Here is a 24,863-nt window from a genome sequence, read left to right as displayed (position 1 = left end):
ATTATTGCGCGCCTTCCGGCGCGCTTTTCTTTATCTCATCACCGGCCGCATTGTCCGATTTTTCCAGCAGTTGCGTCGCTTCTTTATCCGCTTTGATGTGAATGTCATGTTCGATCTTCACATTCATATTGATGGTGATGGGCTCTTTCGGCGCAGCCACTTCAATACGCGGCACACATGCCGTCAGGAAAACGACCGCGCAACATGCCGCCAGCCCTATCTCACTCTTGTTCATGGTTCTGCCTTGAATTTATTCATTTGCCTGCTGTTCCAGCGTATCCCGCAAGTTATCGCCAAAACGTAAGCTGCGCCATAGCTGGAAGAGATTCTCCTGATGGCGATAGTTAAGAATAACCTGCCGGTTCGCACTGAGCTGAGGATTTTTCCCCTGCACCTGCGACGTTAATGTCAGTTCACCCTGGTTATTCAGGTCAAGCGTGGCATAGGAACGCCCAATCTCCAGATAACGCAGCCAGCCAATCGCCGCACCGCCTGCCAGATTTTTACTCGCTAATTCATCGGCCAGTTGGTTATCCAGCCGCAGCGTCAGAAAGCCATCATTGGTAATTCGCCCGCCTGTAATCAACATGGTCGGGTGATTAAAATTCAACGGAAGCGTCCCGCTCACGCGCCCGGACAAGGCAAACTGTTTTTGTTTCAACACCGTCAACAGCTCGCTAAGATCCACACTTTTAACGGTGAACAGCGCGGGTTCACGCTGCGGCCAGCGCAGCGTCGACAGGCCGATATGCCCATCCAATACGTCCATATATGCCTGAGACATAATCAGCGGTCGCCGCTCGCTGTAAGGATAAAAACCCTGTAGATCGACACGAATATTGCTCATCCGAAGCAGGTTATCCAGCACGTCAATACGCAACGTGACAGGTTGCCTGACGCCCAGTTGCCAGCGTTGATCTTTCAGACGATAAGGCAGGACAAAGTTTACGCCGCCAACCTCACCATCCTGCAACCACAGTCCGCCATTTTTCACCACCCAATGCCCACCGGCGCTGAACCCTTCTTTACGTGCGGCGGAGAAGGCCGCCTGTGCGTAAAAATGTCCGGCGCGAATGTTCATTTTCAGCAGTGGGGAAAGCAGAGGCTGAAACACTTTAAGCGGCTGTGTCGGCCACCATGCGCCACCGCGAAGTCGTTCGCCATCCCAGCGTCCGCGCAGCCTCACCGGGCCGATATCATCAGCCTGTAACTGCCCCTGTAGCTGAAAATCATTCGGGCTGCGCCCCTGAATCGCCAGCGTTAACAGTGAAGGCGGCAGATAGCCGCCGTTGCTGAAGTGCGTCCGCTCTGAGGCTAGTTGCAGCGCCCCTTGAAAATATTCACCGGAACGGGCGCGCTGCCACCGGATCGGATCAGTAATCGTCAACCGGGGCTGATACACCGTCACCATGCCATAGCCCAACTGATCCAAGCCGCTCGATAGCTGACTGATTTCAATCAGCGTATCCTGCCATTGGCCTCGCCCGGCCACATCCCACTGGCCTTTCAGCGGGGGCAGGCGGCCATTGCCCCAATAACGCCATTGCCACCGCCCTTTATCTGTCCAGAAATCCTGCGCCTGACCGTCAAGGTGCAGGTTAACGCGCCCCCAATATTCTTCCCGCGCTTTCACAATCGCCTGAAGTCGCCCATTCACGCCAGTCGCACTCACCCGAACGCCCGCCAGCGGCCAGCGTGCCTCCTCCAGATAAACCTGCGGCGCAGGCGTTCCCCAGGCGCGCAGCAGCGCCCCAGGTAAAAGCGCGAGTTCAGGATTGAGAATCGAGCCCTGCAACACCCCCGGCAGCGTCGCCGTCAGGGAAAGCGCCGGTAAGTTAGCTTGCCCGGTAAGCTGAAAGCGCAATTCGCTGTTGAGCAGACCAATATTACCCGGACCCAGCACCAGCACGGCGTTCGCCTTGCCGTTATGTCCTTGCGTCAACACGTTCAAACGCGCATTAATCGTGGTGGCATCCAGCCCTTGCCGCCAGTGCTGTAAGGTCATGGCGACTTGCCCAGAGAGCGGCTGAGCGGTATACGGCCAGCGCCAGATGCCGTTAGTCACCTGGATCACCTCATCCGTCAACTGCCACGGTAGCGATATCAGCGGCGTTTCATCATTCGCCGCATTCATCACCAGTTCACCTTGCTGGTTATGCCAATCCAGCAGAAGCGAAAGCGGATCCGGCGTCTGCTCTGAATCCAGCTTTCCTGTCAGTCTCCCCTGTATAGGAGCCGCATCCAGCGTATCGGCCAGCGCCATCTCACCGCTGACCTGTAAACGTACGAATCTCGCTGGCGTTGCAAGCATGCCTTCATGCAGGGTCAGTTGTGCCTCATTCAGCTCTGCCCTCACCACCAGTTGATCGCCCTGATAATCGAGCGTTTGGTGCCGTTTACCGTCACTACTGAACCACACTTGCCCGGCATAATCCTGCCAAGGCTGTAGCGTAAACGCCTTTATCTGAATATCGGCAGCAGGCAATCGCTGTTGCCACTGCGCCAGTTGCGCCGTTGGCTCGGTGCTGCTACCTGCTGGCACATGTTGCAGACAGTCACTGTTTAATGTCACGGCATCAATATCGACATGCCATCGCCAGTGATGCCAGCGCAGCGTCATATTCCGTACCTCAACTAACGTGCACTTCCCGGCCATCATACGGAACCCCGTGCTATGTAGCCCACCGCTCTGCCAGCCAAGCGTCTCATTTACGGACAAAGACACCTCCGCCGGCAGCCAGATTGTGGCGATACGCGGCAACCACTGCGGCAGTGTTCGCCAGGAAAGAAACAGCAGCACAGCAATGAGGAAAACGACTGAAAGTGCATGTTTTTTAATCATTAGCGCGAGTTAAGCATCCTGTTCAATAGCGGTAAAAAGTCGTCCTGTATATCTCTGCCATTATTCATTCACAACTAGCTCTTTTTGTTAACAAAAAATCCTATGCATCTCACATTTACCACTATTGTGCGTACAGGCTCATTATCCTTTCGTGGTAAGATGTTTAATTGAAGTTATATTTTGTAATGAATTAGGTTATCTCATCATGAACAACGCGTTTCCGGGGGAATATCAGGATTATCTCCTTCTGCCCGAATCGCCTTAAAAAAAGCCATGAGCAACCTGAACCATCACCGCTATCCGCTGATTCACTCCGTGGGTATGCCTCAGTTAAATCAGTATTCGAACACAGCATATCAAGGACTGCTTCATGCGTAACAACACCCCTGTCACCGACCGCCAACGCCCTCTTTCTGAAAAAACCAGACTGATGTCGGTCACTACGCCAGAAAGCCATATTACCTACGCAAACAAAGATTTTATTGACGTCAGCGGCTACAGCACCGATGAGTTAATGGGGCAACCCCATAATCTTATCCGACACCCGGATATGCCACCAGCCGCCTTCGCGGATATGTGGAAAACGCTGCGTGCGGGTAATATCTGGACGGGAATTGTGAAAAACCGGTGTAAAAATGGCGACCACTACTGGGTAAAATCCAGCACCACGCCGTTGAGAAAAGGCGGTGAGATTACCGGTTATATGTCCGTGCGCACTGCGGCATCCCCCGAAGAAATTCGTCAGGCCGAAGCGCTCTACGCCAGTGTAAACAAAGGGAAACTGAAATACCGCACCTTCCATCACGGCTTGCTTATTTATACCGGGCCATTGCGCATTCTGAGCCTATTTGAAACCATGCCACTACGCTGGCGTATCCGCAGCTATTTTCTGCTCTTTAGCCTGATCCCATTGCTCGCCGCCTATTCCCTGCTGGCGGGAACAGCATTGGCTTCAGTACTCTTTCCACTGCTTATCGCCTGCTGTTTTGTTAGTGGCGAGCTTCTGGTGCACCATGTTGCCTCCCCCATCGAGCAAATTCTGTCTCAGGCCATGCGTTCCGCAGCCGGACAAGCTGACAACCTGACACAACTTAATCGCGTGGATGAAATTGGCATGCTGATGCGGGCAGTCAATCAGTCCGGGATGAATTTCCGCACTTTCGTGGACGATGTGAATACCAATCTGAGCGAGTTGAAGAACGCCTGTAATGAAATCGCGCAGGGTAACCATACGCTGGCGCAGTGCTGCGAGGAAACGGAAGAAAGCCTGCAACAAACCGCGACTTCCGTGGAACAGCTTACCGCAACGATAAAAAGCAATGCGGAAGCTTCACTTCAGGCTTCGATATATACACAGGATGTGAATCAGGCAGTGAACTCTGGCGAGCAGGCCGTCAGTCAAGTCTCTGATACCATGGAGACGATCACACGTTCCAGCGAACGCATTACCGATATCGTCAGTGTGATGGATAATCTCGCGTTCCAGACCAATATTCTGGCCGTGAACGCCGCCGTCGAAGCTGCACATGCCGGGGAACAAGGTAAGAGCTTCGCGGTGGTCGCCAGTGAGGTTCGTTCGTTGGCGCAGCGTAGCGCTTCCTCTTCCAGCGATATTTCAACCATCATTGACGAAACGCTAAATAGTATCCGTACCGGTGAACAACAGGTTTCGCATACCCATAAATCCATGAGCAATATTCTGCTTCAGGTTCAGCACGTCACCAACCTGATGAATGAGATCAGCCTCGCCACACAGGAACAATCTCTGGGGTTGGAACAAATCAATGAAGCGGTAAACCGCATTGATGAGCTCACGCATCAGAATACCGCGCTGGCCAGCCAGTCACATTCTGCCACCGATCATCTGCAACAGCAGATATCGAGTATGGTGCAGGCGGCATCCGTCTTCAGTCTTTCGCGCTAATCTCATCTTCACGGGCGCGTCACGTCAGGGTGCCCGTCGTCGCCTCTTCTCGCCATTTCCCCTCAATGTAGCGTGCGTTGCCCGCAGTGCAAATTCACAGACTCATAATATACTTAGCAAGTGAATGCTTTTGCTCATCGACACATGCGTTTATCACGAGTCTGGCTAGATAACTACTTTCCTGAATAAAAAATAACCAGAGAAATTAACGACAATATAATAAATATATCGCTAATTATTTCATAAATATTGCCGTTAATTAACTAGCATCAATCGCCTTTCCGTTCGCTAATAGATCTAAAAACATCATATTTACGCCTGCTTATACTAAAAGGATCAATAAATGCGTAAGAATTTTCCGGTCAGTGATATTCAGTATTTATTAGATGAAAAAGTCAAGCTAATGTCGGTAACCACCACCGATAGTCATATCACTTATGCCAATGACGATTTTATTGATGCCAGTGGTTACGACTTTGAGGAAATTCTCCACCAACCTCACAATATCGTGCGCCACCCGGACATGCCCCCGCAGGTGTTTGCCGACATGTGGGCGACGCTCAAGGCAGGTAAAATCTGGACTGCCGTCGTCAAGAACCGCCGCAAGAATGGCGATTACTATTGGGTCAAAGCCAGTACGACACCGTTGATGAAGGACGGAAAAATAACAGGATATATGTCGGTGCGAACCCGAGTCTCACAAGAAGAGATTCGGCAAGCTGAAGCGCTTTACCATCAAATGAATGAGAATAAATTAAAAAACCGCCGACTCTTTCAGGGACTGCTGATTTATAAAGGTCCGCTAAAGTTTCTTAGCTTATTTAACGTTATTCCCGTACGTTGGCGGATAAGAAGTTATGTATTCCTTTTCATGCTATTCGCGCTACTTTCCTTACTGGCTACCTTTCCACTCACTACGCCGCTATTAATTTTTGTTTTGGTGCTACTCGCTGGCGCAGCCATCACCAGCGAATTATTAGTTCAGCATGTAGCAAAACCACTGGAAAAAATTCTGCGCCAGGCCATTAATTCCGCATCCGGGCAGGCAGATAACTCGTTCCAACTGAATCGCGTGGATGAAGTCGGCATGCTATTACGCGCCGTCAATCAATCCGGCATGAATTTCCGGACGTTTGTCGATGATGTCAACGGCAAGCTAGCCGAACTGCGTCACGCTTGCGGCGAGATTGCCTCAGGGAATTACACGCTAAGCCAGCGCTGTGAAGATACCGCGCAAAGTTTGCAATCCACCGCATCTTCAATGGAAGAACTGACGGCGACGATTCAAAGCAACGCGTCTGCTTCACAGCTCGCGACGCGCTGTGCGAACGATGCCAATCAGGCCGTCGATGCCGGAGAGAAAGCGGTGAGTCAGGTTACGGACACGATGGCGGTCATGACCTGCTCCAGCAAAGAGATCACCGACATCATCAGCGTACTGGATAACCTGGCGTTCCAGACCAACATTCTGGCGCTCAATGCAGCAGTCGAAGCCGCTCACGCGGGAGAACAGGGTAAGAGCTTTGCCGTCGTCGCGGGGGAAGTCCGTATTCTGGCGCAACGTAGCGCCGCCGCCGCCAAAGACATCGCAGAAATTATTGATACCACGATCACAAACATTCATACCAGCGATAAATTGGTCAGCCACACCAGCCAGTCCATGAACAATATATTGACTCAGGTACAGCAGGTTACGCAGCTTGTAAATCAAATCAGCCTAGCGACACAAGAACAATCGCAAGGTTTGGGGCAGATCAACTCAGCAGTGAACACCATTGATGAATTGACGCGTCAGAACACGATTTTGGCAACGCATTCCAGTTCCGCCATTAACAGCCTGGAAAAGCAGATCTCCACAATGTCCGAAGCCGTGTCGGTTTTCAGTACGCCTCGCTAAACCCGTTATGACGTTATTATCGCCCATCAATTTCAAACCGTTATCATCAGTCAGGTAACGGTTTGTTACCGCCCTGTTTTCTGATAGCTTAACCTAAGGATTTTTCGGAGAAACTATCAATGAAACTGGCAATTTACAGTACTAAGCAGTATGACCGTAAATATCTGGAACAGGTTAATCAACAGTTTGGCTATGATCTGGAGTTTTTTGATTTCATGCTGACATCGCGCACAGCCAAAACAGCGGCGGGCTGTCAGGCCGTCTGCATATTTGTGAACGATGACGGTGGTCGCGAGGTGTTGGCCGAACTGGCAGAGATGGGCATTAAAACGCTGGCGCTACGTTGTGCTGGCTTTAACAATGTCGATTTGAAAGCCGCTAAGGAACTGGGAATCAGTGTGGTGCGTGTGCCTGCGTATTCTCCCGAGGCTGTTGCCGAGCACGCCGTCGGCCTGATGCTGACGCTTAACCGTCGCATTCACCGTGCCTATCAACGTACTCGCGACGCGAACTTCTCTTTGGAAGGGCTGATTGGGTTCAATATGCATAACCGGACGGCGGGCATTATCGGCACTGGAAAAATCGGTATCGCCACCATGCGTATCCTGAAAGGTTTTGGCATGCGGCTATTGGCCTTCGATCCCTATCCGAATCCACAGGCATTGGAATTAGGCGCGGAGTATGTTGATCTGAAAATACTGTATGCGAATGCGGACGTCATTTCCCTGCACTGCCCGCTGACGCCGGAGAATCATTATCTGCTGAATCAAGCAGCCTTTGCGCAAATGAAAAACGGCGTCATGATCGTCAACACCAGTCGTGGTGGACTGATTGACTCACAGGCGGCTATCGACGCGTTGAAGCAACAGAAAATTGGCGCGCTGGGGATGGACGTTTATGAAAACGAACGCGACCTCTTCTTTGCCGATAAATCCAACGATGTGATTCAAGACGATGTTTTCCGTCGCTTATCCGCGTGCCACAACGTGCTGTTTACCGGGCATCAGGCATTCCTGACGGAAGAAGCGCTGATCAGCATTTCTCAAACCACGCTACAGAACCTGAAAGACATTAGCCAAAACGTGCCCTGTGCAAATCTGGTGCCCCTCTAAGTCATCCCTGCGGCAGCGCAGACTGCCGCACATTCACCCAGCCGGACAGCTTCCATTCATCAGCGATTGTTCGCTACAGCGCTTGCCATTGGCTAACTGACAGGCTCCCACGCTCGCACCGTCAAGCTGCCGGGAGAGCGTCATCGTCCCGCCAATCAGCATACAGTTGACGTCAACCGGAGAACTGCTTTTCAGCAACACGACAGCGCTTTTATCATCATTTTGCGTGGCATCTTGCTGAGTCGCCGCAGCATTCTCGTTATGATTACTGCATCCCGCCAGCAGCACAGCGGCAGTACATAGCCATGGCAATAATTTCATGTTTCAACTCCGAGTCATGTGTGGAAGGCGCGCTGGCGTTATTTTTACACTCAACGTCGGTGCGTATATTTTCAGATAAAGACGATATCTACTACATTTTATTTTTTTGAAGTATAAAAGACACCTTCGCCAGAAAAATCAAGATAGCATGCGTCTCTAACCATTGAGATACATGTGTTAGAAAAGCCATACTAAGTCACATACCGGTCGGCAGTATCATACTGATTCAAAGATATCGAAACGTCCCACTTCTGCCCGTATTTATCGGGGAGATTATTACCTCTCCTGACCCTCTCTTAATCATGGCTCGACTATGCTCTCCTTGATGTACCTTTACTCATAATATCTTCCTCCCTTGGTTGAAGACTCCTCTATCAGGATAGTTATAAGTGCCCCCTTACCAAAAATGGCTTCATTTCGCGATCGATAAAACAAAACGGATAACCACAATGGAAAAGTGAGCAAAAAGCAATAACGCCCCCCTTACTCACAGGGTAATTCTGGCATACCGCTGTAAAACGAACTGGTATTCGTCGCCGTAATCCGTACCATACACGCCATGATCGTGCAGACCGTCTTGGCGTCTGCGCTGAACCGCTTTCCATCCGCAACGCTTTTTGCAACGAGCAAAGATAAAAATGCATGAAAATCAAAATATTAACCAGAAAAAACAATACAATCTCAACAAATTGCAAAAACGCCTGCGGCGTAACGTCGGCGAAGCCATCGCTGATTTCAATATGATCGAAGAAGGCGACCGCATTATGGTGTGCCTGTCCGGCGGGAAAGATAGCTTTACCATGCTGGAAATTCTGCGCAATCTGCAACAAAGCGCACCGGTTAACTTTTCTCTGGTCGCGGTGAATTTAGATCAGAAGCAGCCTGGGTTCCCGGAACATGTTTTGCCGCAATACCTTGATAGCATCGGCGTGGAATACAAGATCGTCGAAGAAAATACCTACGGGATTGTGAAAGACAAAATTCCAGAAGGGAAAACCACCTGTTCACTGTGTTCACGCCTGCGTCGCGGAATTTTGTACCGTACCGCAACGGAACTCGGCGCGACAAAAATTGCCCTTGGTCATCACCGCGACGATATTCTGCAAACGCTGTTCCTGAACATGTTCTACGGTGGAAAATTGAAAGGCATGCCACCGAAGCTGATGAGCGATGACGGTAAACATGTCGTTATCCGCCCGCTTGCCTACTGCCGTGAAAAAGATATCGAACGCTTTGCTGAAGCTCGCCAATACCCGATTATTCCGTGCAATCTGTGCGGTTCGCAGCCAAATCTGCAACGTCAGGTGATTAAAGATATGCTGCGTGACTGGGACAAACGCTATCCTGGCCGTATTGAGACCATGTTCAGCGCCATGCAGAATGTTGTGCCTTCTCATCTTGCCGATCATTCACTGTTTGATTTCAAAGGCATTCGTCACGGTAGCGACGTAGTGGATGGGGGCGATCTGGCTTTCGATCGCGAGGAGCTACCGTTGCAGCCTGTTGGCTGGCAGCGGGAAGACGATGATGAGACACCATCACTCACCCGCCTTGATGTGCTGGAAATAAAATAAGCGCAGCCTTCACATCGGCAATGACATTATCATTACATCATTACGCATCTGAATACGGTGGCAAGAAGCAGCGGTTGCTGTTTCGCCACCGTTTTATTTCTAACTGAATACCACGTCCATAGGACGCGGTATTCAGTTAGAAATAAAATGCCAAAGGCATAGGGCAGCATCGTTCAGGACGAAACAGGAAAGGGCAAGATCGAAGGACAAAAAAAAGCCGACAAAACTGTCGGCATGGTGTGAATCAATTGTGCTATGCAGTAATTCAAAAAAGGAAGTAAGACAATATGGAGCGCAACGCCCATCGCTTGACGTTGCATTCACCTGCGGGAATGATAGTGCCGCACAACAGGGTAAAAAATGTTGATATTGCTCAATTTACGCGTGCTTTTTTAGCGGTTCGCGACAGTTTGTGATTATCAGCGCACCCAGTCACCGCAAGTCGTTATAGCCATTTACTGCGTTTTAACCACCACGCAACGCCGCCAACCAATATCACCAACATCAGGCAGAACGTGACAAAACCAAACGGCGCATCGCCGCCGGGAATGCCCCCTAAATTGACGCCAAATAGCCCGGTTAGGAACGTCGTCGGCAGGAAAACCATCGCCAAAAGCGACATCGTATAGGTGCGGCGGTTCATCGCTTCGGTCATCAGCGCAGTGATTTCATCCGAAAGCACCGTGGTACGCGAAATACTGGCATCCAGATCTTCCAGCCCCCGCCCTAACCGATCGGCAATTTCTTGCATTCTGCGGCGATCGTCGTCCTGCATCCAGGGCAATTTTTCACCGGAAATACGCGAGAACACATCTCGCTGTGGCGTCATATAGCGGCGTAGCACGATGAGCTGTTTGCGAATCAGCGCAAGTTCACCACGCGGTGGAATCTTATGTTCCAGCAAGTCGTCTTCCAGATCGATGATTTTCTCATGTAAATCATCAATAAACTCGCTGGTATGATCGGTCAACGATTCCGCAATGGAGACCAGCCAGCTTCCGCTGTCCGTCGGGCCATTGCCCTCCTTCAGGTCGGTAAGAATCTCGTCGATAGCCAGAACCTTACGGCGTCGGGTAGAAATAATCAGCTTGTCAGTAATGAATACCCGAACGGCTACCAGTTGATCCGGCCTTGCATTGGCATTCAGGTTAATGCTGCGCAGCGTAATTAACGTGCCTTCCCCCAAACGCGTCACTCTGGGGCGGACGCTTTCCCCCGCCAGCGCATTGCGCACACTATCCGGTACCAGTGTCGTTTTATTCAACCAGCGTGCGCTAGCGGGCAATGTAGAATCCAGATGCAGCCAGCAGGGTTTCTCGCTGTTAACCACGTCCTGCTCGCCAATCGGGGTTATCCCCCCCTTTCCATCCAACTGATACGCATGAACCGCACCGCTGTGTTGCAACTCTTTTCCTGCAATGGATTCCACGTTTTGCCTCCAACGGTGTTTGCTATCCGTTCTTTTGCTATCAATGCTTTTACTATCAATTCTTTTACTATCAACGGTGCGATTGTCAGCCGGAATGATCATCATGACCACCCGGCTTTATCGCCACATCATTCGATGCGTTAATCCGGTATTTAATGTTTCTCGATGTAAAGCATATGGCTGTAGGCCACATCTTCAGGGTTCGTAATGGGATAGCCCTTCACCCATGGCTTGATCAAACGTCCGTTGGTATATTGATAGATCGGCGCAATCGGCGCTTCATTCATCAAGATCTGCTCTGCCCGGTTATAGTCAGCATTCAGCGCCTGCGGGTTAGTCTGGTTCCCCGCTTCATCCAATACGCGATCGTAATTCGCGTTTTTAAAGCGCGCGATGTTACCGCTGTGGTGTGACGTCAGCAGTGAGAGGAATGTCGACGGTTCGTTATAGTCACCCACCCACGACGCTCGCACGACATCAAAATTGCCACTATTGCGGCTGTCGATGTAGGTTTGCCACTCTTGATTGGACAGACGGACGTCAACGCCCAGCGTTTTCTTCCACATGGACGCTACGGCAATCGCAATCTTCTGGTGGCTTTCCGAGGTGTTGTACAGCAGCGATAATTTCAGCGGATTGTTTGGACCATAACCCGCCGCCGCCATCAGCGCTTTTGCCTGCGCATCCAGTTCATCCTGGGAATACTGCTGCAACAGGCTTTCCGTCGGTTTGAAGCCTGCGGTGACATCCGGTGTGAAGTGCCAGGCTGGTTTTTCCCCTGTACCTAATACTTTTTCGGCAATCACTTTACGGTCGATAGCGTAAGACAGCGCTTTTCGTACCCGGGCATCGTTGGTCGGCGCCCGCTGCGTGTTAAACGCGTAATAATACGTACCAAGCTGATCCGGCGTATAAACCTGACCGGGTAAATCTTTCAGCAGCTTTTGATACTGGTTTTTAGGAAATGACTCGGTGATATCGATATCCCCGGATAGATAGCGTTTTGTTGCATTCGATTCCTGATTGATGGGAACAAAGGTCACCTTTGTCAGGCGCGTGTTAGCGTTATCCCAATAATATGGATTCTGCGTGAGCACCAGTTTCTCGTTAACGACGCGCTGATCCAGCTTAAACGCGCCATTGCCAACCAGATTGCCCGGCTTCGTCCAGTCATTCCCGAATTTTTCGACCGTAGCCTGATGTACCGGAAACAGGCTGAAATTCGCCGTCAGGCTGACAAAATAAGGGACTGGCTTGCTGAGCTGTACTTTCAGCGTATGGTCATTGACGGCCGTCACGCCAAGCTGATCGACAGGCAGTTTACCCGCAAGAATCTGTTCGGCATTCTGAATCCCCGCCAGTCGGGCAAACCAGGAGAACGACGAGCTGTTTTCCGGTGTCACCAGACGACGCCAGCTGTAGACAAAATCGTTTGCCGTAACGGGTTCACCGTTAGACCAGCGGGCATTGTCACGCAAAGTGAAGACAAACGTACGGTTATCGGTCGTCTGCCAGCGTAGTGCCACGCCCGGAACGATGTTTCCCTTGGCATCCTGATTGACCAGCCCTTCAAACAGATCGCGATCCACTTGAGCTTCCATCAGCCCCACCGCTTTTATCGGGTCGAGAGAAGCCGGTTCATCTTTAATATGGCGGACGATTTCCTGTTTTTCAGCCAGAACCGTTCCCGCAGGAACCTGTGCCGCGACGGCATTGCCCGTCATGGCCGCCATCAACGCGGCATAGAATGCAGAATATCCATAGTGCATGATGATTTGACCTGAAAGTATAATGAAATGATTGAAGAATATAATAGTCAGAAATCAGCGCTATCATCCAGCGATACGCTCGCAATTTATCAGCCCACATCGCCATTTGCGTCTCTGGGTCGATTTTTTTATGATGAAACACATAGGCAACCACAGGGCAGTATCATGGAAAACACAATCATTCCTCTTCAGGCGCGCCAGCAACGCGGTAATTTACCGTCGCTGGGCGAACCTTATGGGAAATCGCTGCTGGGCGCACCGCTGCTATATTTCCCCTCCGAGCTAGCGCCCTCGGAGAGTGGACTGATTATTGCCGGAACGCACGGCGATGAAACGGCAGCGGTGGTGGCGCTTTCCTGCGCGCTGCGTACTCTCTTTTCAGGACAACGTCGCCATCATGTGATTCTTGCAGTGAATCCGGATGGCTGTCAGTTGGGCCTGCGCGCCAACGCTAACGGCGTCGATCTCAATCGCAACTTTCCGGCCAGTAACTGGCAGCCGGGAAAGACGGTATACCGCTGGAATAGCGCCGCAGACGAACGCGATGTCGAACTATCTACGGGTGAAACCGCAGGTTCAGAGCCGGAAACGAAAGCCCTTTGCTCGCTGATAGAGAAACTTAATCCTCACTGGGTTGTCTCTTTTCATGAGCCACTCGCCTGCATTGAAGATCCGTATCGTTCCGAATTGGGGCGGTGGTTGGCGCAGCAGTGCGAGCTGCCATTAGTCTCGAGTGTCGGTTACGACACGCCTGGATCGTTCGGAAGTTGGTGCGCCGATCGTTCGCTCCACTGCATTACCGCTGAGCTACCGCCGATCTCGGCAGATGCCGCCAGCGAATGCTACCTGAAAGCGATGGTCGCGTTGCTAAGCCAGCAATTTTAATCGTAATTTTTATACCAATGTTGCTAATGTTGCCCTAAACTGAGCAGCGTGTTAATCACCTGTAATTAAGGACGCAAACATGTCACAGAACGTACATTTTCAAGGCAATCCTGTGCCAGTAGCAGGGGCATTTCCAGCTAAAGGAAGCAAAGCCCCGGCATTTACGCTGGTGGCTAAAGATCTGTCAGATACCCCGCTCAGCAACTATGCTGGCAAGCGCAAAATCCTGAACATTTTCCCAAGCATCGATACCGGTGTTTGTGCCGCATCCGTGCGCAAATTCAACCAGTTGGGCTCTGAGCTGGATAACACTGTTGTTCTGTGTATCTCTTCCGATCTGCCGTTCGCACAGTCCCGCTTTTGCGGTGCGGAAGGTTTGAATAACGTCGTAGTGCTGTCTACCCTGCGTGGCGGTGAGTTCAAAGAACACTATGGTGTTGCTATCGCCGATGGCGCGCTGAAAGGCCTGACCGCTCGTGCAGTTGTCGTACTCGATGAAAACGACAACGTGCTGCATAGCGAACTGGTGAGCGAAATCACCACTGAACCAGACTATGACGCTGCGCTGGCTGTTCTGAAATAAGCGACGCTGGCATTACATGAAAAACGGCTGCTTGCGCAGCCGTTTTGTTATTTACTCTTCGTCGTCTCCCGCCGATTTACGCTGGCTGAGTCCATATTCCCGTAGTTTGTTGGCTATCGCCGTATGCGATACCCCTAGCCGCTTCGCCAGTTTGCGTGTGCTTGGATAGGATTGATAAAGGCGGGTCAGTACGGAGCGTTCGAAACGCTTGTTGATATCATCCAGCGAGCCGTCAAGCAGGGTTTCGTCTTGCGGCGCATCAATCGAAAACGCTGGGAGGTCGATGTCCTGCATATACAGCTCGTTCCCTTCCAACTGCGTTAGCGCCCGATAAATGGTATTCCTCAACTGCCGAACGTTCCCCGGCCAGCCGTATTGCGGCAGGAAATGTTCCACATCTGCGGCCAGTTTAGGTCGTGGAATCCCCTGCTCGTCGGCAAAACGCGCGACGAAGAGCTCGGCCAGCGGCATAATGTCCGCCGGACGCTCGCGCAGCGGCGGTAGCATCAGTGTAAGCACATTCAGGCGATAATAAAGATCCTCCCGGAACTCACCGCGCTGTACCAGTTCCAACAGATTTTTCTTGGTCGCGCAAATCACCCGCACGTCGACATGGACTTCGTGATCTTCACCCACGCGGCGGAATGTCCCGTCATTCAGGAAACGCAGTAGCTTAGTCTGCATTTGTGCCGACATTTCACCGACTTCATCTAACAGAACCGAACCGCCGTTAGCCTGTTCAAAAAACCCTTTCTTGCCTTCCTGCGCATTGAGATACGCGCCGGGCGCATGGCCGAACAGTTCACTTTCCATCACGTCATCGGGCAATGCCGCACAGTTCAGCGCCAGGAAAGGATTCTTACCACGCGGCCCACGTAGGTGGCAAGCTCGCGCCAGCATATCTTTGCCTGTCCCCGTGTCGCCCACAATCAGCAGCGGCGCGTCCAGCATTGCCAGTTTGCGTGCCTGTTCCACCACCTGACGCATTTTCGGGCTAACCGCAACGATGTGATCGAATTCATTTTCATCGTTTACGGTGAGATTCTGTAACTGCCACCCCATGCGAGCGGCCGATTTCAACATTACCAGCGCCCCTGCCGTGGTGGCTTTGCGGGCATCATCTTCCAGACGGACAGGCGTCATTTCCAGCAAGAAATCCTGACCGCGAATCACTACGCGCTCAGCGACGACAGCGCTGCTTTTTTCCAGCCAGTTGGCGAAATTGAAACCGGGGATCATGCTGGAAATCGTCAGTTCACTGATGGTCTCAGCCGATTGTTCAAACAGCGCCAGCGCGGCCCGGTTAAACAGCTCCGGCTTCCCTTTCATATCCAGCGAGAATACCGGTTCCGGCATGGATTCCAGCAGCGCATTCAGCGCCCGATGCTCGCGCTCAGACGGCATAAACGCCACGGTACGCACATCGCTAACGCTTTCAATGCAGCGGATTTCCGTCATCAGCAGGCTAAAAGCATCAAAATCGAGCGTGGCAAAATTGAGGTAAATACGGCCAATGGTGGCAATTTCGATGCCGCGTAAATCAATATTGCGTGACGCAAGTAGATCTAACAGTTCACGGACCATACCAATGCGGTCTTCACAAATCACTTCCAGATGCATCAACGGCTACCTTCTTCATTAGAGACACGATATGGCTATTGCTGCTGATAATACCCTTTCGTTTGCATCGGATGAAGTAAGGTGGCAGCAAAAGTTGACACATCTGTACGTTTTTTCCACTCAATAACAAAACGGGATTATGACAGCGGCGTCGTTGCCATCGCCACAAGGGTTCGGATGCCTTCAAAATAGTTACCGAGACGTAAATTCTCATCAAAACTATGCTAATTATTATCGGCATTCACCAGAGGAACGATGACATAAGGCACTTTTAACGCGCAGCCCCTGCTCATCGGTAGCGTCCTGCCCATCATACGATTCTTCTCCGGCGCGGTGCGAATATTCACGTTGGTTGTTGCGATTGACGGAATAGCATTCGAGGCTTCACGATGCTGTCATAACGGTACTAACACGCCTGACAATGAAAAAGATGACGAAAGCGCACACTGCGCCCCTTCGTTCCTCTAACGCCCTTTTTGCAGCGTTTTTTTTACCTGACCAATCAACTCGCGGCGGAAATCACCGAGGCGCGGCTTGTCATCCAGCCACGGCAGCGGGCGGCACAATTCCATCGCTTTAATGCCCAGACGTGCGGTCAGCAGCCCGGCGCCAATGCCCTGTGCGGCACGGGCCGATAGCCGCGCGGCAAGATCCTGCGACATCCAGTCCATGCCAATTTCCCGCACCAGTTCCGATGCCCCGGCAAACGCGATATTGACCAGCACGAGTCGGAACAGGCGAATGCGGCTGAAATAGCCGAGCTCAATGCCGTACAGCGCAGCAATACGATTAATCAGGCGCAGGTTGCGCCAGGCGATAAATGCCATGTCCACTAGCGCCAGAGGACTGACGGCGATCATCAAGGTCGATTCCGCCGCAGAGCGGCTGATTTCACGCCTCGCCTGCGTGTCCAGTACGGGCTGAACCAGACGTGCATAAAGCTCCAGCACTTCACGATCATTGTGGGTTTCATGGAGTGAAGCCTGCCAGCGTTGTATCGCCGGATGGCCGCGATCCAAGCCCGCCAGTCGTGCCAGCTTCTCACAGAATTCACGCCCACGCCCCACACCGTGGCTGTGCAGCAGATCGCGTGCCACATCGCGCTCTTCCGCACGTTCCCGCAGGCGATAGAGCCGTCGCCATTCGATGGCCAGCGAACCGACGCCCGCCGCGACAATCAGGCTACCCGCAGTAATGCCGCCCAGCGCGATCCAATCCTGTTGCACCCAGGCGTTGTGCAGTGACTGCACGCCCTGTGCCAGCGCACTGACGCCAAACAGTCCTATTCCTGCCATCACCATACGTCGCCACAGGCTGCGCTTCGGGCGCAGCGCCGAGCTGACGGCCTCTTCCGCTATGCCTTCTTCCGGCACTTCTTCTTCGCGGCTGAGGGGGGAAAATGGCGTACCGCTCTGCTCATCAAATGCCAATCCGGCGCGCAACTGCGGCTGTGGCTCTTGTGGTGAAACATCGTCGAACGTGACGCGTGGTTTTAATGACTCGCTCATCGCAATTTATCCTTTAGCAGAAAGTCCATGACCGTATCCAAGCGGATGTGCGGCAACGGCGTGTCTACCGTCATTTCTCGCGGACGAAATTGATCGAAATGGAAGCCCTGCGTGTGCCAGAATGTCGCACCCGGCAAACGTGCAGGCACTTCACCGGGGTAGACCGTCAGCGGCTGACCGTCGCTGAGACGATGCCCTTTCAGCGCCGGAATTTTCTGCCCGTGATGATCGACGACCCCACTCTGCGTTGACTGGATTGACGCAATGCCTTCACAACGCATATCAATGCCTTCAAACGCGGCGTTCTGCCATGCCTCGTGCACCAATTGCTGAAGCAAAGACACCAGATTGGCGTGCTGATCGGCGGTAATGTGATCGGCTTTGCTCGCCGCAAACATCAGCTTGTCGATACATGGCGAGAACAAACGGCGGAACAACGTGCGCTTCCCGTAGTGAAAACTTTGCATCAGTTGAGTTAACGCCAGCCGCATGTCGTTAAATGCATGGATACCGCTATTCAGCGGCTGTAAGCAGTCAACCAGCACGATCTGTCGGTCAAACCGCACGAAGTGATCTTTATAAAATCCTTTGACGACTGACTGGCAGTAATAATCAAAACGCTTGCGCAGCATGCCGATATTGGTTTTTTCGTCCGCCTGTGCCAGTTTGGCTTCACCGATCTGATTCACCTGTGGCCAGGGGAAAAATTGCAGCACCGGCGCGCCCGCCAAATCGCCTGGCAGCACAAATCGCCCCGGCTGAATAAAGTGCAGCCCTTCCTGCTTGCAGCGATGCAGATAATCGGTGTAAGCCTGCGCCACCTCGGCGAGCTGGTTTTCATCCGCCGGGGCCAGCGGATCGATTTTCTCACACAGCGCTAGCCAAGGTTTCGCCCACTCAATGCGTCCCCCTTGCAGCAAGCCGCTCATCTGTTGCGACCAGCTCAAATAGGTTTGTTCCAGCAGTGGTAAATCCAGCAACCATTCGCCGGGATAATCGACAATTTCCAGATAAAGCGTCGAGGTGTCTTTAAAGTGGCGCAGTAACGAATCTTTAGAGCGATAGCGTAACGCCAAACGAATCTCACTCACGCCGCGCGTCGGCGTCGGCCAGTCCGGCGGGGAACCATACAGTGCCGCCATGCCTTCATCATAGGCGAAACGCGGCACGCCCAGATCGCGCTGCGGTACACGTTTCACCCCGAGCAAACGTTCTTCGCGCACCGGAGAAAACATCGGCAAATGGGCACCGCTATGGGTGTTCAATAATTGATTAACAAACGCGGTGATAAACGCGGTTTTGCCACTGCGGCTCAACCCAGTGACGGCAAGACGCAGGTGGCGATCCACGCTGCGATTAACCAGTGAGTGAATTTCGTTTTGTAGTCGACTCATTGAATGATCCATCACTCCTGTAGTTGAAAAAATTATGGTTAAAAATGCGAGTAGCTAAAAAAGCGAGCGGTTGAAAAAACTGTAGTTGAAAAAACCTGTAGTTGAAAAAACGTATGGTTGCAAAACGCATTCAGGCTACCGCATTGATCGTGGAAAAAAGCAGTGCAGACATTATCCACTATGAATCTGATGGACAACGCCTGCGGCGGTTATAACCCATGAATGCCACAACCGGTGACACATTACAGGTGACGAAAGCGGTTCTGAACGCCAAACGTATCCGAGGTGACATAGCGCTCAATGTTACGCAGACGCTGTTCGCTGGCCTGCAATGTCGCGTCCGCCTCATTCAGCAGTTGGCTGGGCGTTCGGGTCGTCTTTTCATCCTCAAATTTCATTCCTGCCGGGGCCGGATCGAGCATGAAGGTCAGAATGATATAAGCCACGATGGTGAAAAAGAACAGGCCGAAAAACATCGACAACACCACGATCACCCGCAGGAGCTTCACCGGCACGTCAAAATAACGTGCTAAACCAGCGCAAACCCCTTTCAGCATACCTTCTTCCGGCAAACGGTATAATTTTTTACCTGACCACGTATTTTTCATTACGATTTTCTCCAGTCCGGGTGTTCTGTATCCAGAATGTCTTCTAGCGCCCTGATACGCTCACGCATACGGTTGGACTCTTCCGTTAAACGTGTCAGACGTTGCATATCGTTTTGCCCCAGTTGAGCACTGTTTTTACGCTGACTGTAATGTAGCCAAAGCCATATCGGTGCCACAAACAACATGAAAATGGTCAGCGGAATGGCAAGAAACAACGCACTCATTGTGTCTCCTTAGTTATTATTTACACGCTGGTGGCTGCCGTTTCTAACGACAGCCATCCGATGGTGCCTACGCTTTTATGCTTTATTACTATTACTCTGCTGGCTTAACTTTAGCTTTAAGTGCCGCCAGCTGCGCGCTGATTTCATCATCCGCTTTCAGCTCGGCAAACTGCTGATCCAGCGATTTTTGTTTCCCCAGCCCGTGACTTTCAGCTTCCGCTTCCATCGTATCGATGCGACGTTCAAACTGATCGAAACGTGCCATCGCTTCGTCCAGCTTACCGTTGTCCAACTGGCGGCGCACATCACGCGACGATGCCGCAGCCTGATGACGCAGCGTCAGCGCCTGCTGGCGAGCGCGCGTTTCGCTTAATTTGTTTTCCAGCTCGCTGATTTCACGCTTCATACGCTCCAGCGTTTCATCCACGCTTTCGGCTTCATGCTGCAACACCGCAATCAGGTCGGTCAGTTTTTGCTTCTCAATCAGCGCTGCTCGAGCCAGATCGTCTTTATCTTTACGCAGCGCCAGCTCCGCTTTTTCCTGCCATTGATCTTGCTGACCATGTGCTTGTTCAATACGGCGGGCAATCTGTTTCTTTTCTGCCAACGCCCGCGCCGAGGTTGAACGCACTTCAACCAGCGTATCCTCCATTTCTTGAATCATCAGCCGCACCAATTTCTGCGGATCTTCAGCTTTATCCAGCAATGAATTGATATTGGCGTTCACGATGTCGGCAAAACGAGAAAAAATACCCATAATTACACCCTCTTCATGGTTTCCAGCGTCTGATTACGCCCGATTTATCACCGTGGCTGACCAAGCCAGCCGCGATCTCATTGTAGAGATATCAATAAACATGCCAACTTTTAATTTAATTTAACTAACTGAAATTAAAAGGATAGATAATTTTGACTATTTTTCTCTTTTCGTTAGATTAGTCAAATACACTAACTATTAGTAAAAATAACACGGTGGAACATCATGCTTCAGGAAAAAGAGAACCTGTTGGGCGAAGCCAACAGCTTTTTGGAGGTACTGGAACAGGTATCGCAACTGGCGCAACTGAATAAGCCCGTGCTGGTGATTGGTGAACGTGGCACAGGTAAAGAGCTGATTGCCAGCCGCCTACACTACCTTTCTCCACGTTGGCAAGGGCCGTTCGTTTCTCTCAACTGCGCGGCGCTCAACGAGAATTTGCTTGATTCCGAGCTATTTGGCCATGAAGCCGGTGCCTTTACCGGGGCGCAGAAACGTCATCTGGGACGTTTCGAGCGCGCCGACGGTGGAACGCTGTTTTTGGACGAGCTAGCCACTGCGCCGATGCTGGTGCAGGAAAAATTACTACGGGTGATCGAATACGGCATGCTGGAGCGCGTCGGCGGCAGAGATCAGCTACAGGTTGATGTGCGACTGGTGTGCGCGACCAATGACGATCTGCCAGCGCTTGCCGCCAGCGGTAAATTCCGCGCAGATTTACTCGACAGGTTGGCTTTTGATGTCGTACAGCTCCCGCCGCTGCGCGAGCGCCAGCAAGACATCATGCTGCTGGCCGATCACTTCGCAATTCAGATGTGTCGCGAATTACATCTGCCGCTGTTTCCCGGTTTTACGCCCGCCGCGCGCGACACGCTGCTGAATTACGGTTGGCCGGGCAATATTCGTGAGCTGAAAAACGTGGTTGAACGTTCGGTGTATCGTCATGGCGACAGCGAACAGCCTCTTGATGCCATTATTCTGAATCCCTTCCGCCGCACTCCCGCCGTTCAGGACATTTCCTCACAGGCGACAGCCAGCCGGCCGGATTTACCGCTGGAGATGAAGCCGTGGCTGTTGGAACAAGAGAAAGGCTTGATTGACCGGGCATTGAATCAGGCAAAATTTAACCAGCGTAAAGCCGCCGAACTGCTGGGATTAACCTACCACCAGCTACGTGGACTGTTAAAGAAACACGACATTATGGTGAGTGAATAAAGTCTGGCAAGAAAAGGCGGGCGAATTCACGCCCGCGAAGTAAAGGATTAAAAAGATTAATACGTTAACAGCACACGGTTACGGCTCCACGCCCCATACCAGCGTACCTTTATCGTGTACGGTGATCTTATCCCAGTTAGTGTAGCTCGTGACGTTAGCACCGTATGAATAGTCATTCGTTTCATTCACGTTACTCCAGTCACCGGCGTGGATACGTACCTGTACTTCACCGGTTTCCGCGCCCGGCTGGAGAGAACCGGCTCCGCTACTGAAGGTCACCAGAACGTAGCGGTTAGCCTTATCGGTGCTGGCGGCAGGGGTTCCTGTGCTGGTCACGATGTTTTGTGGACCGACGTTCGCCCAGTCAACAAAGAGGTTCGCGCCAGATTTGCCATCATCATGGAAGTAGTAACGTACTTGCAGATCGCTCAGTTTAATCGGCGTACTTCCAGTATTTTTGATGTTGACGGCCATACGAATCGCATCATCGGAAGGGTTGTTATCCACATTACGATATTGCAGCACGATGTCACCTGTGGTGCCATTGCCCGGATTCGTCGGTTCCGTTGGTGTGGTCGGCGTATCGTCATTGCTTAGATCCGCGCCTGCTCGAATCTGCTCTCTGACAAATTTCCCTGACGTTGACAGATTTTGCTCCGTCCAACCGCCTGATTTGCTCGCCCCCGGTGCCAACGCAGCAGACGCTTCTGATTTATCGGTAAGCGACCAGTTCACCCAACTTACGCCACGGTTGTTCAGGAAATCGATCCACGTCTGCGATTCAGGCAGGAATGGCCCGCCCCCACCGGATGCATCGCTGGTGCCCCACTCACTGACAAAAATCGCAGCACCGCGGCTTTGTGCATAGTCAATGCGATCGCGCAGGAACTGTCCATGCGTACCGGCATAGAAATGCAGCGCGTACATGGTATTGGGATCGGGCAACTGATTATCCGCCGCGTCATGAATATCCTGACTCCAGGTGCCCGTACCGACGATAATGATGTTATCGGGATCTTTACTGCGGATAGTGTCAGTCACTTCCAGCGCATAAGGCCGAATCTGTCCGTTCCATGTCACGCCACCGTTGGGTTCATTGGCGATTTCATAAATCACGTTCGGCGAGTTACCGTACAGCCCCGCCATTTCGGCAAAGAAGGTTTTTGCCTGTGCTTTATAAATATTAGGATCGTTGTCCGATAAGATGTGCCAGTCGATGATGATGTAAACGCCAAGGCTTTGCGCCGCCGCAACGGCCTCTTTTACCTTATTGGCAAGGGAGGGATTGGAAATATAGCCATCCTCCGCCGTATACATGGCGACACGGAATACGTTAATTCCCCAATCGTCACGTAGCCATTTCATCGAGTCTTTGTTTACATAATCACCAAACCACTGCAAACCATGCGAACTCATCCCTCGCAGTTGTACCCTTTTTCCCTGTTCATCCACCAGTCGTCCATTTTCAATGGACAGTTGGCCATGCGTTTCCACCGGCGTGGCGGATAATGCTGAGAAACTGAGTGACATCCCCAGCACCGTTGTTACCACACCTAACGTCAATTTCCTGACGAGTTGATTCCTTCTGATCCACATATTCCTTATCTCCATTGTGAACACCCATGAGCTTGGGTATAGGCATGATAAGGGAGATTTCCGCTTCCGCAAATAATTTAAGAAACGTCCTAATGATATTGATTTTATTAATTATTTACAGAAAAATAGTAAGCATATAATGTTGTTACTCTTGCCAAAGATACGCAGCTCGTTTTCGTCATCCTTCGTTGCCTCATATCCGAATCTGAATAAAGCACCACCACCGCAGAAGTCATCTTATTTATGCGGATAGTGGACTTGTGCAGGTAGAGACGCCAACCGGACAATGGTTGGGAACAAAAAAAAAGCCAGCACGTAGGCTGGCTAAAATAATACTGGAAGCAATGTGAGCAATGTCGTGCTCTCCTTCAGTGTCTGCGAGAAGCCACTGCTGAAGTGCGAAAATGATGATAATAGTTATCAGTATCATCTGTAAAGCACTTTGTTGAGAATTTTTCTCATCTCCATACTGACTATAGGGTTCCTGCCGACGCTATCACGGCCAATAGCACGCTAACGTTTTTCAGGATTAAACAGTCTGTGGCTGTAAAAATCCGGAATCGCCTCCATAAGACGTAGCTGACTTAACGCCGGATGTAACGGATTAATCAGCGCATTGCGCATGCTGCCAAATGGCTTAACCGTACTGGTCGGCACCCAAATTATCAGCGATTTACCCGCGTTCAGGCAGCGTGATCCCAACGCCTGCACGTCCGGCATAAACGGATAGCGATGCCAGTCCTCAGGCAGCATGTCCAGCGTAATGGATTCTTGCGGAACATCGTCCGGCAGTTCATACACACCCAGACGATAGCTAGCAGGTAGCAACTGCGGCGAAGGCAGATAATTGCCCATTTCCAGCATCGCGACAGCGGGCGTTTCACTGAAATACAGCACCGGCGTATTGGGCTGATTGAAACGTGCGCCGTGCAGGAAACTCACGCCCGTCCGTCCTGAAAAGGCTTCCAGCCAGACCGCTTTAGTAATGCGGTAAAGCCTCATATGAATTCGCCGTATTCGATCCGGCTCAGTGCGTTATCGACCAACTGACGCCCTTTGTGCGTGTCCAGCATGTCCGCCGGCGTTTTTCCGCCAAAGGCCGGAATACTGCTTTCCATCCACAGCAGTGCCTTTGTTTCATCTTCAAACGTCGTCATGGCTTTCAGCCACAGTCGAAACGTCTCCAGCGCGGCCTCTCCCTGCTCCAGCGTTAAATGCTTACGGCGGAACAAACGGGAGATATTAGAGGGATCGACGGACAGCGCCGAACCAATCAGCTTGCGGCTTAGCCCGCTGGCATCCGTCCCACGTTTCAACATCGCCCCGGAAATCCCGCCGCGTACGACATTCACGAACATCAACGGGTCATGAAACACGCCGTCAGGCAGTTCAGCTTCACGAGCAAAGTTTTCAACTTTCAGACTGATTTCAGCATTCATGGTTTTTTCCTCGTCATTATGACTTAACTATAGCATTCATTATGACGTTTTCAATCGTTCATCTGGTCCCTTACGCGGTTGGAAAGTCGCCAGACGCGCATAACAAGAGTGGGGAGGATGCCAAGAGTGCGATACACTCTGTCTATAACCGTATTGACTGAAAAAT

At 51.6% G+C, this 24,863-nt stretch carries 21 protein-coding genes; 7 read left to right on the top strand and 14 right to left on the bottom strand.

Going from position 1 to position 24,863, the window contains the following annotated elements; translation table 11 throughout:
• Position 1 precedes the first annotated feature (1 nt).
• Both ACKQAD_RS00605 and ACKQAD_RS00600 read right to left on the bottom strand, forming a co-directional pair.
• Positions 2-235 (bottom strand): YnbE family lipoprotein, encoded by a 234-nt coding sequence (locus tag ACKQAD_RS00605; protein ID WP_409158351.1) that lies wholly within the window; start codon positions 233-235, stop codon positions 2-4.
• Positions 236-250: 15 nt separating this feature from the next.
• A complete protein-coding gene (locus ACKQAD_RS00600; protein WP_409158350.1) occupies positions 251-2,842 on the bottom strand; it encodes a YdbH family protein in 2,592 nt (863 codons plus the stop codon).
• Positions 2,843-3,212: 370 nt separating this feature from the next.
• Here ACKQAD_RS00600 and ACKQAD_RS00595 point away from each other — a divergent pair, with 370 nt between their 5' ends.
• The 3 genes from ACKQAD_RS00595 to ACKQAD_RS00585 all read left to right on the top strand — a co-directional run bounded on the left by ACKQAD_RS00595 (position 3,213) and on the right by ACKQAD_RS00585 (position 7,775).
• A complete protein-coding gene (locus tag ACKQAD_RS00595) occupies positions 3,213-4,766 on the top strand; it encodes a methyl-accepting chemotaxis protein (protein WP_409158349.1) in 1,554 nt (517 codons plus the stop codon).
• A gap of 343 nt (positions 4,767-5,109) precedes the next feature.
• A complete protein-coding gene (locus ACKQAD_RS00590) occupies positions 5,110-6,663 on the top strand; it encodes a methyl-accepting chemotaxis protein (protein WP_409158348.1) in 1,554 nt (517 codons plus the stop codon).
• A gap of 119 nt (positions 6,664-6,782) precedes the next feature.
• A complete protein-coding gene (locus ACKQAD_RS00585; RefSeq protein ID WP_409158347.1) occupies positions 6,783-7,775 on the top strand; it encodes a 2-hydroxyacid dehydrogenase in 993 nt (330 codons plus the stop codon).
• Between the two features lie 33 nt (positions 7,776-7,808).
• Here the strand turns inward: ACKQAD_RS00585 and ACKQAD_RS00580 are convergent, their stop codons facing one another.
• On the bottom strand, positions 7,809-8,096 hold the full coding sequence (locus tag ACKQAD_RS00580; RefSeq protein WP_409158346.1) for a putative hemolysin: 288 nt from the start codon (positions 8,094-8,096) through the stop codon (positions 7,809-7,811).
• 638 nt (positions 8,097-8,734) lie between these two features.
• On the opposite strand from ACKQAD_RS00580, the gene ttcA reads away from it, so the two are divergent.
• Positions 8,735-9,670 carry a tRNA 2-thiocytidine(32) synthetase TtcA gene (gene ttcA / locus ACKQAD_RS00575; RefSeq protein ID WP_409158345.1) on the top strand — a complete coding sequence of 312 codons (936 nt, stop codon included), beginning with the start codon at positions 8,735-8,737 and terminating at the stop codon, positions 9,668-9,670.
• A 445-nt stretch (positions 9,671-10,115) separates the two neighbouring features.
• On the opposite strand, the gene zntB is transcribed toward ttcA, so the two are convergent.
• Positions 10,116-11,099, bottom strand: a complete 984-nt coding sequence (gene zntB / locus ACKQAD_RS00570; protein WP_409158344.1) for a zinc transporter ZntB — start codon at positions 11,097-11,099, stop codon at positions 10,116-10,118.
• A gap of 152 nt (positions 11,100-11,251) precedes the next feature.
• Positions 11,252-12,868 carry a peptide ABC transporter substrate-binding protein gene (locus ACKQAD_RS00565; RefSeq protein ID WP_409158343.1) on the bottom strand — a complete coding sequence of 539 codons (1,617 nt, stop codon included), beginning with the start codon at positions 12,866-12,868 and terminating at the stop codon, positions 11,252-11,254.
• 165 nt (positions 12,869-13,033) lie between these two features.
• Here ACKQAD_RS00565 and mpaA point away from each other — a divergent pair, with 165 nt between their 5' ends.
• Together mpaA and tpx are read left to right on the top strand one after the other, a co-directional pair.
• Positions 13,034-13,753, top strand: coding sequence for a murein tripeptide amidase MpaA (gene mpaA, locus ACKQAD_RS00560; protein WP_409158342.1), 720 nt, complete (start codon positions 13,034-13,036; stop codon positions 13,751-13,753).
• A 79-nt stretch (positions 13,754-13,832) separates the two neighbouring features.
• Complete coding sequence (tpx, locus tag ACKQAD_RS00555) at positions 13,833-14,336, top strand: thiol peroxidase (protein WP_409158341.1); 504 nt, start codon at positions 13,833-13,835, stop codon at positions 14,334-14,336.
• A gap of 51 nt (positions 14,337-14,387) precedes the next feature.
• Here tpx and tyrR read toward each other — a convergent pair whose 3' ends face one another.
• The 6 genes from tyrR to pspA all read right to left on the bottom strand — a co-directional run bounded on the left by tyrR (position 14,388) and on the right by pspA (position 20,447).
• On the bottom strand, positions 14,388-15,956 hold the full coding sequence (gene tyrR / locus ACKQAD_RS00550; RefSeq protein WP_409158340.1) for a transcriptional regulator TyrR: 1,569 nt from the start codon (positions 15,954-15,956) through the stop codon (positions 14,388-14,390).
• Between the two features lie 464 nt (positions 15,957-16,420).
• Positions 16,421-17,464 carry a TIGR01620 family protein gene (locus ACKQAD_RS00545; RefSeq protein ID WP_409158339.1) on the bottom strand — a complete coding sequence of 348 codons (1,044 nt, stop codon included), beginning with the start codon at positions 17,462-17,464 and terminating at the stop codon, positions 16,421-16,423.
• Positions 17,461-18,858 carry a YcjX family GTP-binding protein gene (locus tag ACKQAD_RS00540; RefSeq protein ID WP_409158338.1) on the bottom strand — a complete coding sequence of 466 codons (1,398 nt, stop codon included), beginning with the start codon at positions 18,856-18,858 and terminating at the stop codon, positions 17,461-17,463. Before ACKQAD_RS00540 ends, ACKQAD_RS00545 begins: the two co-directional genes overlap by 4 nt.
• 242 nt (positions 18,859-19,100) lie before the next feature.
• The gene (pspC, locus tag ACKQAD_RS00535) at positions 19,101-19,466 is read right to left on the bottom strand and encodes an envelope stress response membrane protein PspC (RefSeq protein WP_409158337.1); all 366 of its coding nucleotides are present in this window, start codon (positions 19,464-19,466) and stop codon (positions 19,101-19,103) included.
• A complete protein-coding gene (pspB, locus tag ACKQAD_RS00530; RefSeq protein WP_409158336.1) occupies positions 19,466-19,690 on the bottom strand; it encodes an envelope stress response membrane protein PspB in 225 nt (74 codons plus the stop codon). The genes pspC and pspB overlap by 1 nt, the downstream gene beginning before the upstream one ends.
• A gap of 91 nt (positions 19,691-19,781) precedes the next feature.
• Complete coding sequence (gene pspA / locus ACKQAD_RS00525) at positions 19,782-20,447, bottom strand: phage shock protein PspA (RefSeq protein ID WP_409158335.1); 666 nt, start codon at positions 20,445-20,447, stop codon at positions 19,782-19,784.
• 225 nt (positions 20,448-20,672) lie between these two features.
• Here pspA and pspF point away from each other — a divergent pair, with 225 nt between their 5' ends.
• Positions 20,673-21,662, top strand: coding sequence for a phage shock protein operon transcriptional activator (gene pspF / locus ACKQAD_RS00520; protein WP_409158334.1), 990 nt, complete (start codon positions 20,673-20,675; stop codon positions 21,660-21,662).
• A gap of 78 nt (positions 21,663-21,740) precedes the next feature.
• Here the strand turns inward: pspF and ACKQAD_RS00515 are convergent, their stop codons facing one another.
• The 3 genes from ACKQAD_RS00515 to ACKQAD_RS00505 form a co-directional block, all read right to left on the bottom strand.
• On the bottom strand, positions 21,741-23,258 hold the full coding sequence (locus ACKQAD_RS00515; protein WP_409158333.1) for a cellulase family glycosylhydrolase: 1,518 nt from the start codon (positions 23,256-23,258) through the stop codon (positions 21,741-21,743).
• Positions 23,259-23,771: 513 nt separating this feature from the next.
• Positions 23,772-24,260 carry an RES family NAD+ phosphorylase gene (locus ACKQAD_RS00510; RefSeq protein WP_409158332.1) on the bottom strand — a complete coding sequence of 163 codons (489 nt, stop codon included), beginning with the start codon at positions 24,258-24,260 and terminating at the stop codon, positions 23,772-23,774.
• Positions 24,257-24,697 carry an Xre family toxin-antitoxin system antitoxin gene (locus tag ACKQAD_RS00505; protein ID WP_409158331.1) on the bottom strand — a complete coding sequence of 147 codons (441 nt, stop codon included), beginning with the start codon at positions 24,695-24,697 and terminating at the stop codon, positions 24,257-24,259. Before ACKQAD_RS00505 ends, ACKQAD_RS00510 begins: the two co-directional genes overlap by 4 nt.
• Positions 24,698-24,863 lie beyond the last annotated feature (166 nt).

Source organism: Pectobacterium artocarpous (assembly GCF_046159765.1).
Classification (GTDB): Bacteria; Pseudomonadota; Gammaproteobacteria; order Enterobacterales; family Enterobacteriaceae; genus Pectobacterium.
This window is presented reverse-complemented; position numbering and strand designations above follow the sequence as displayed.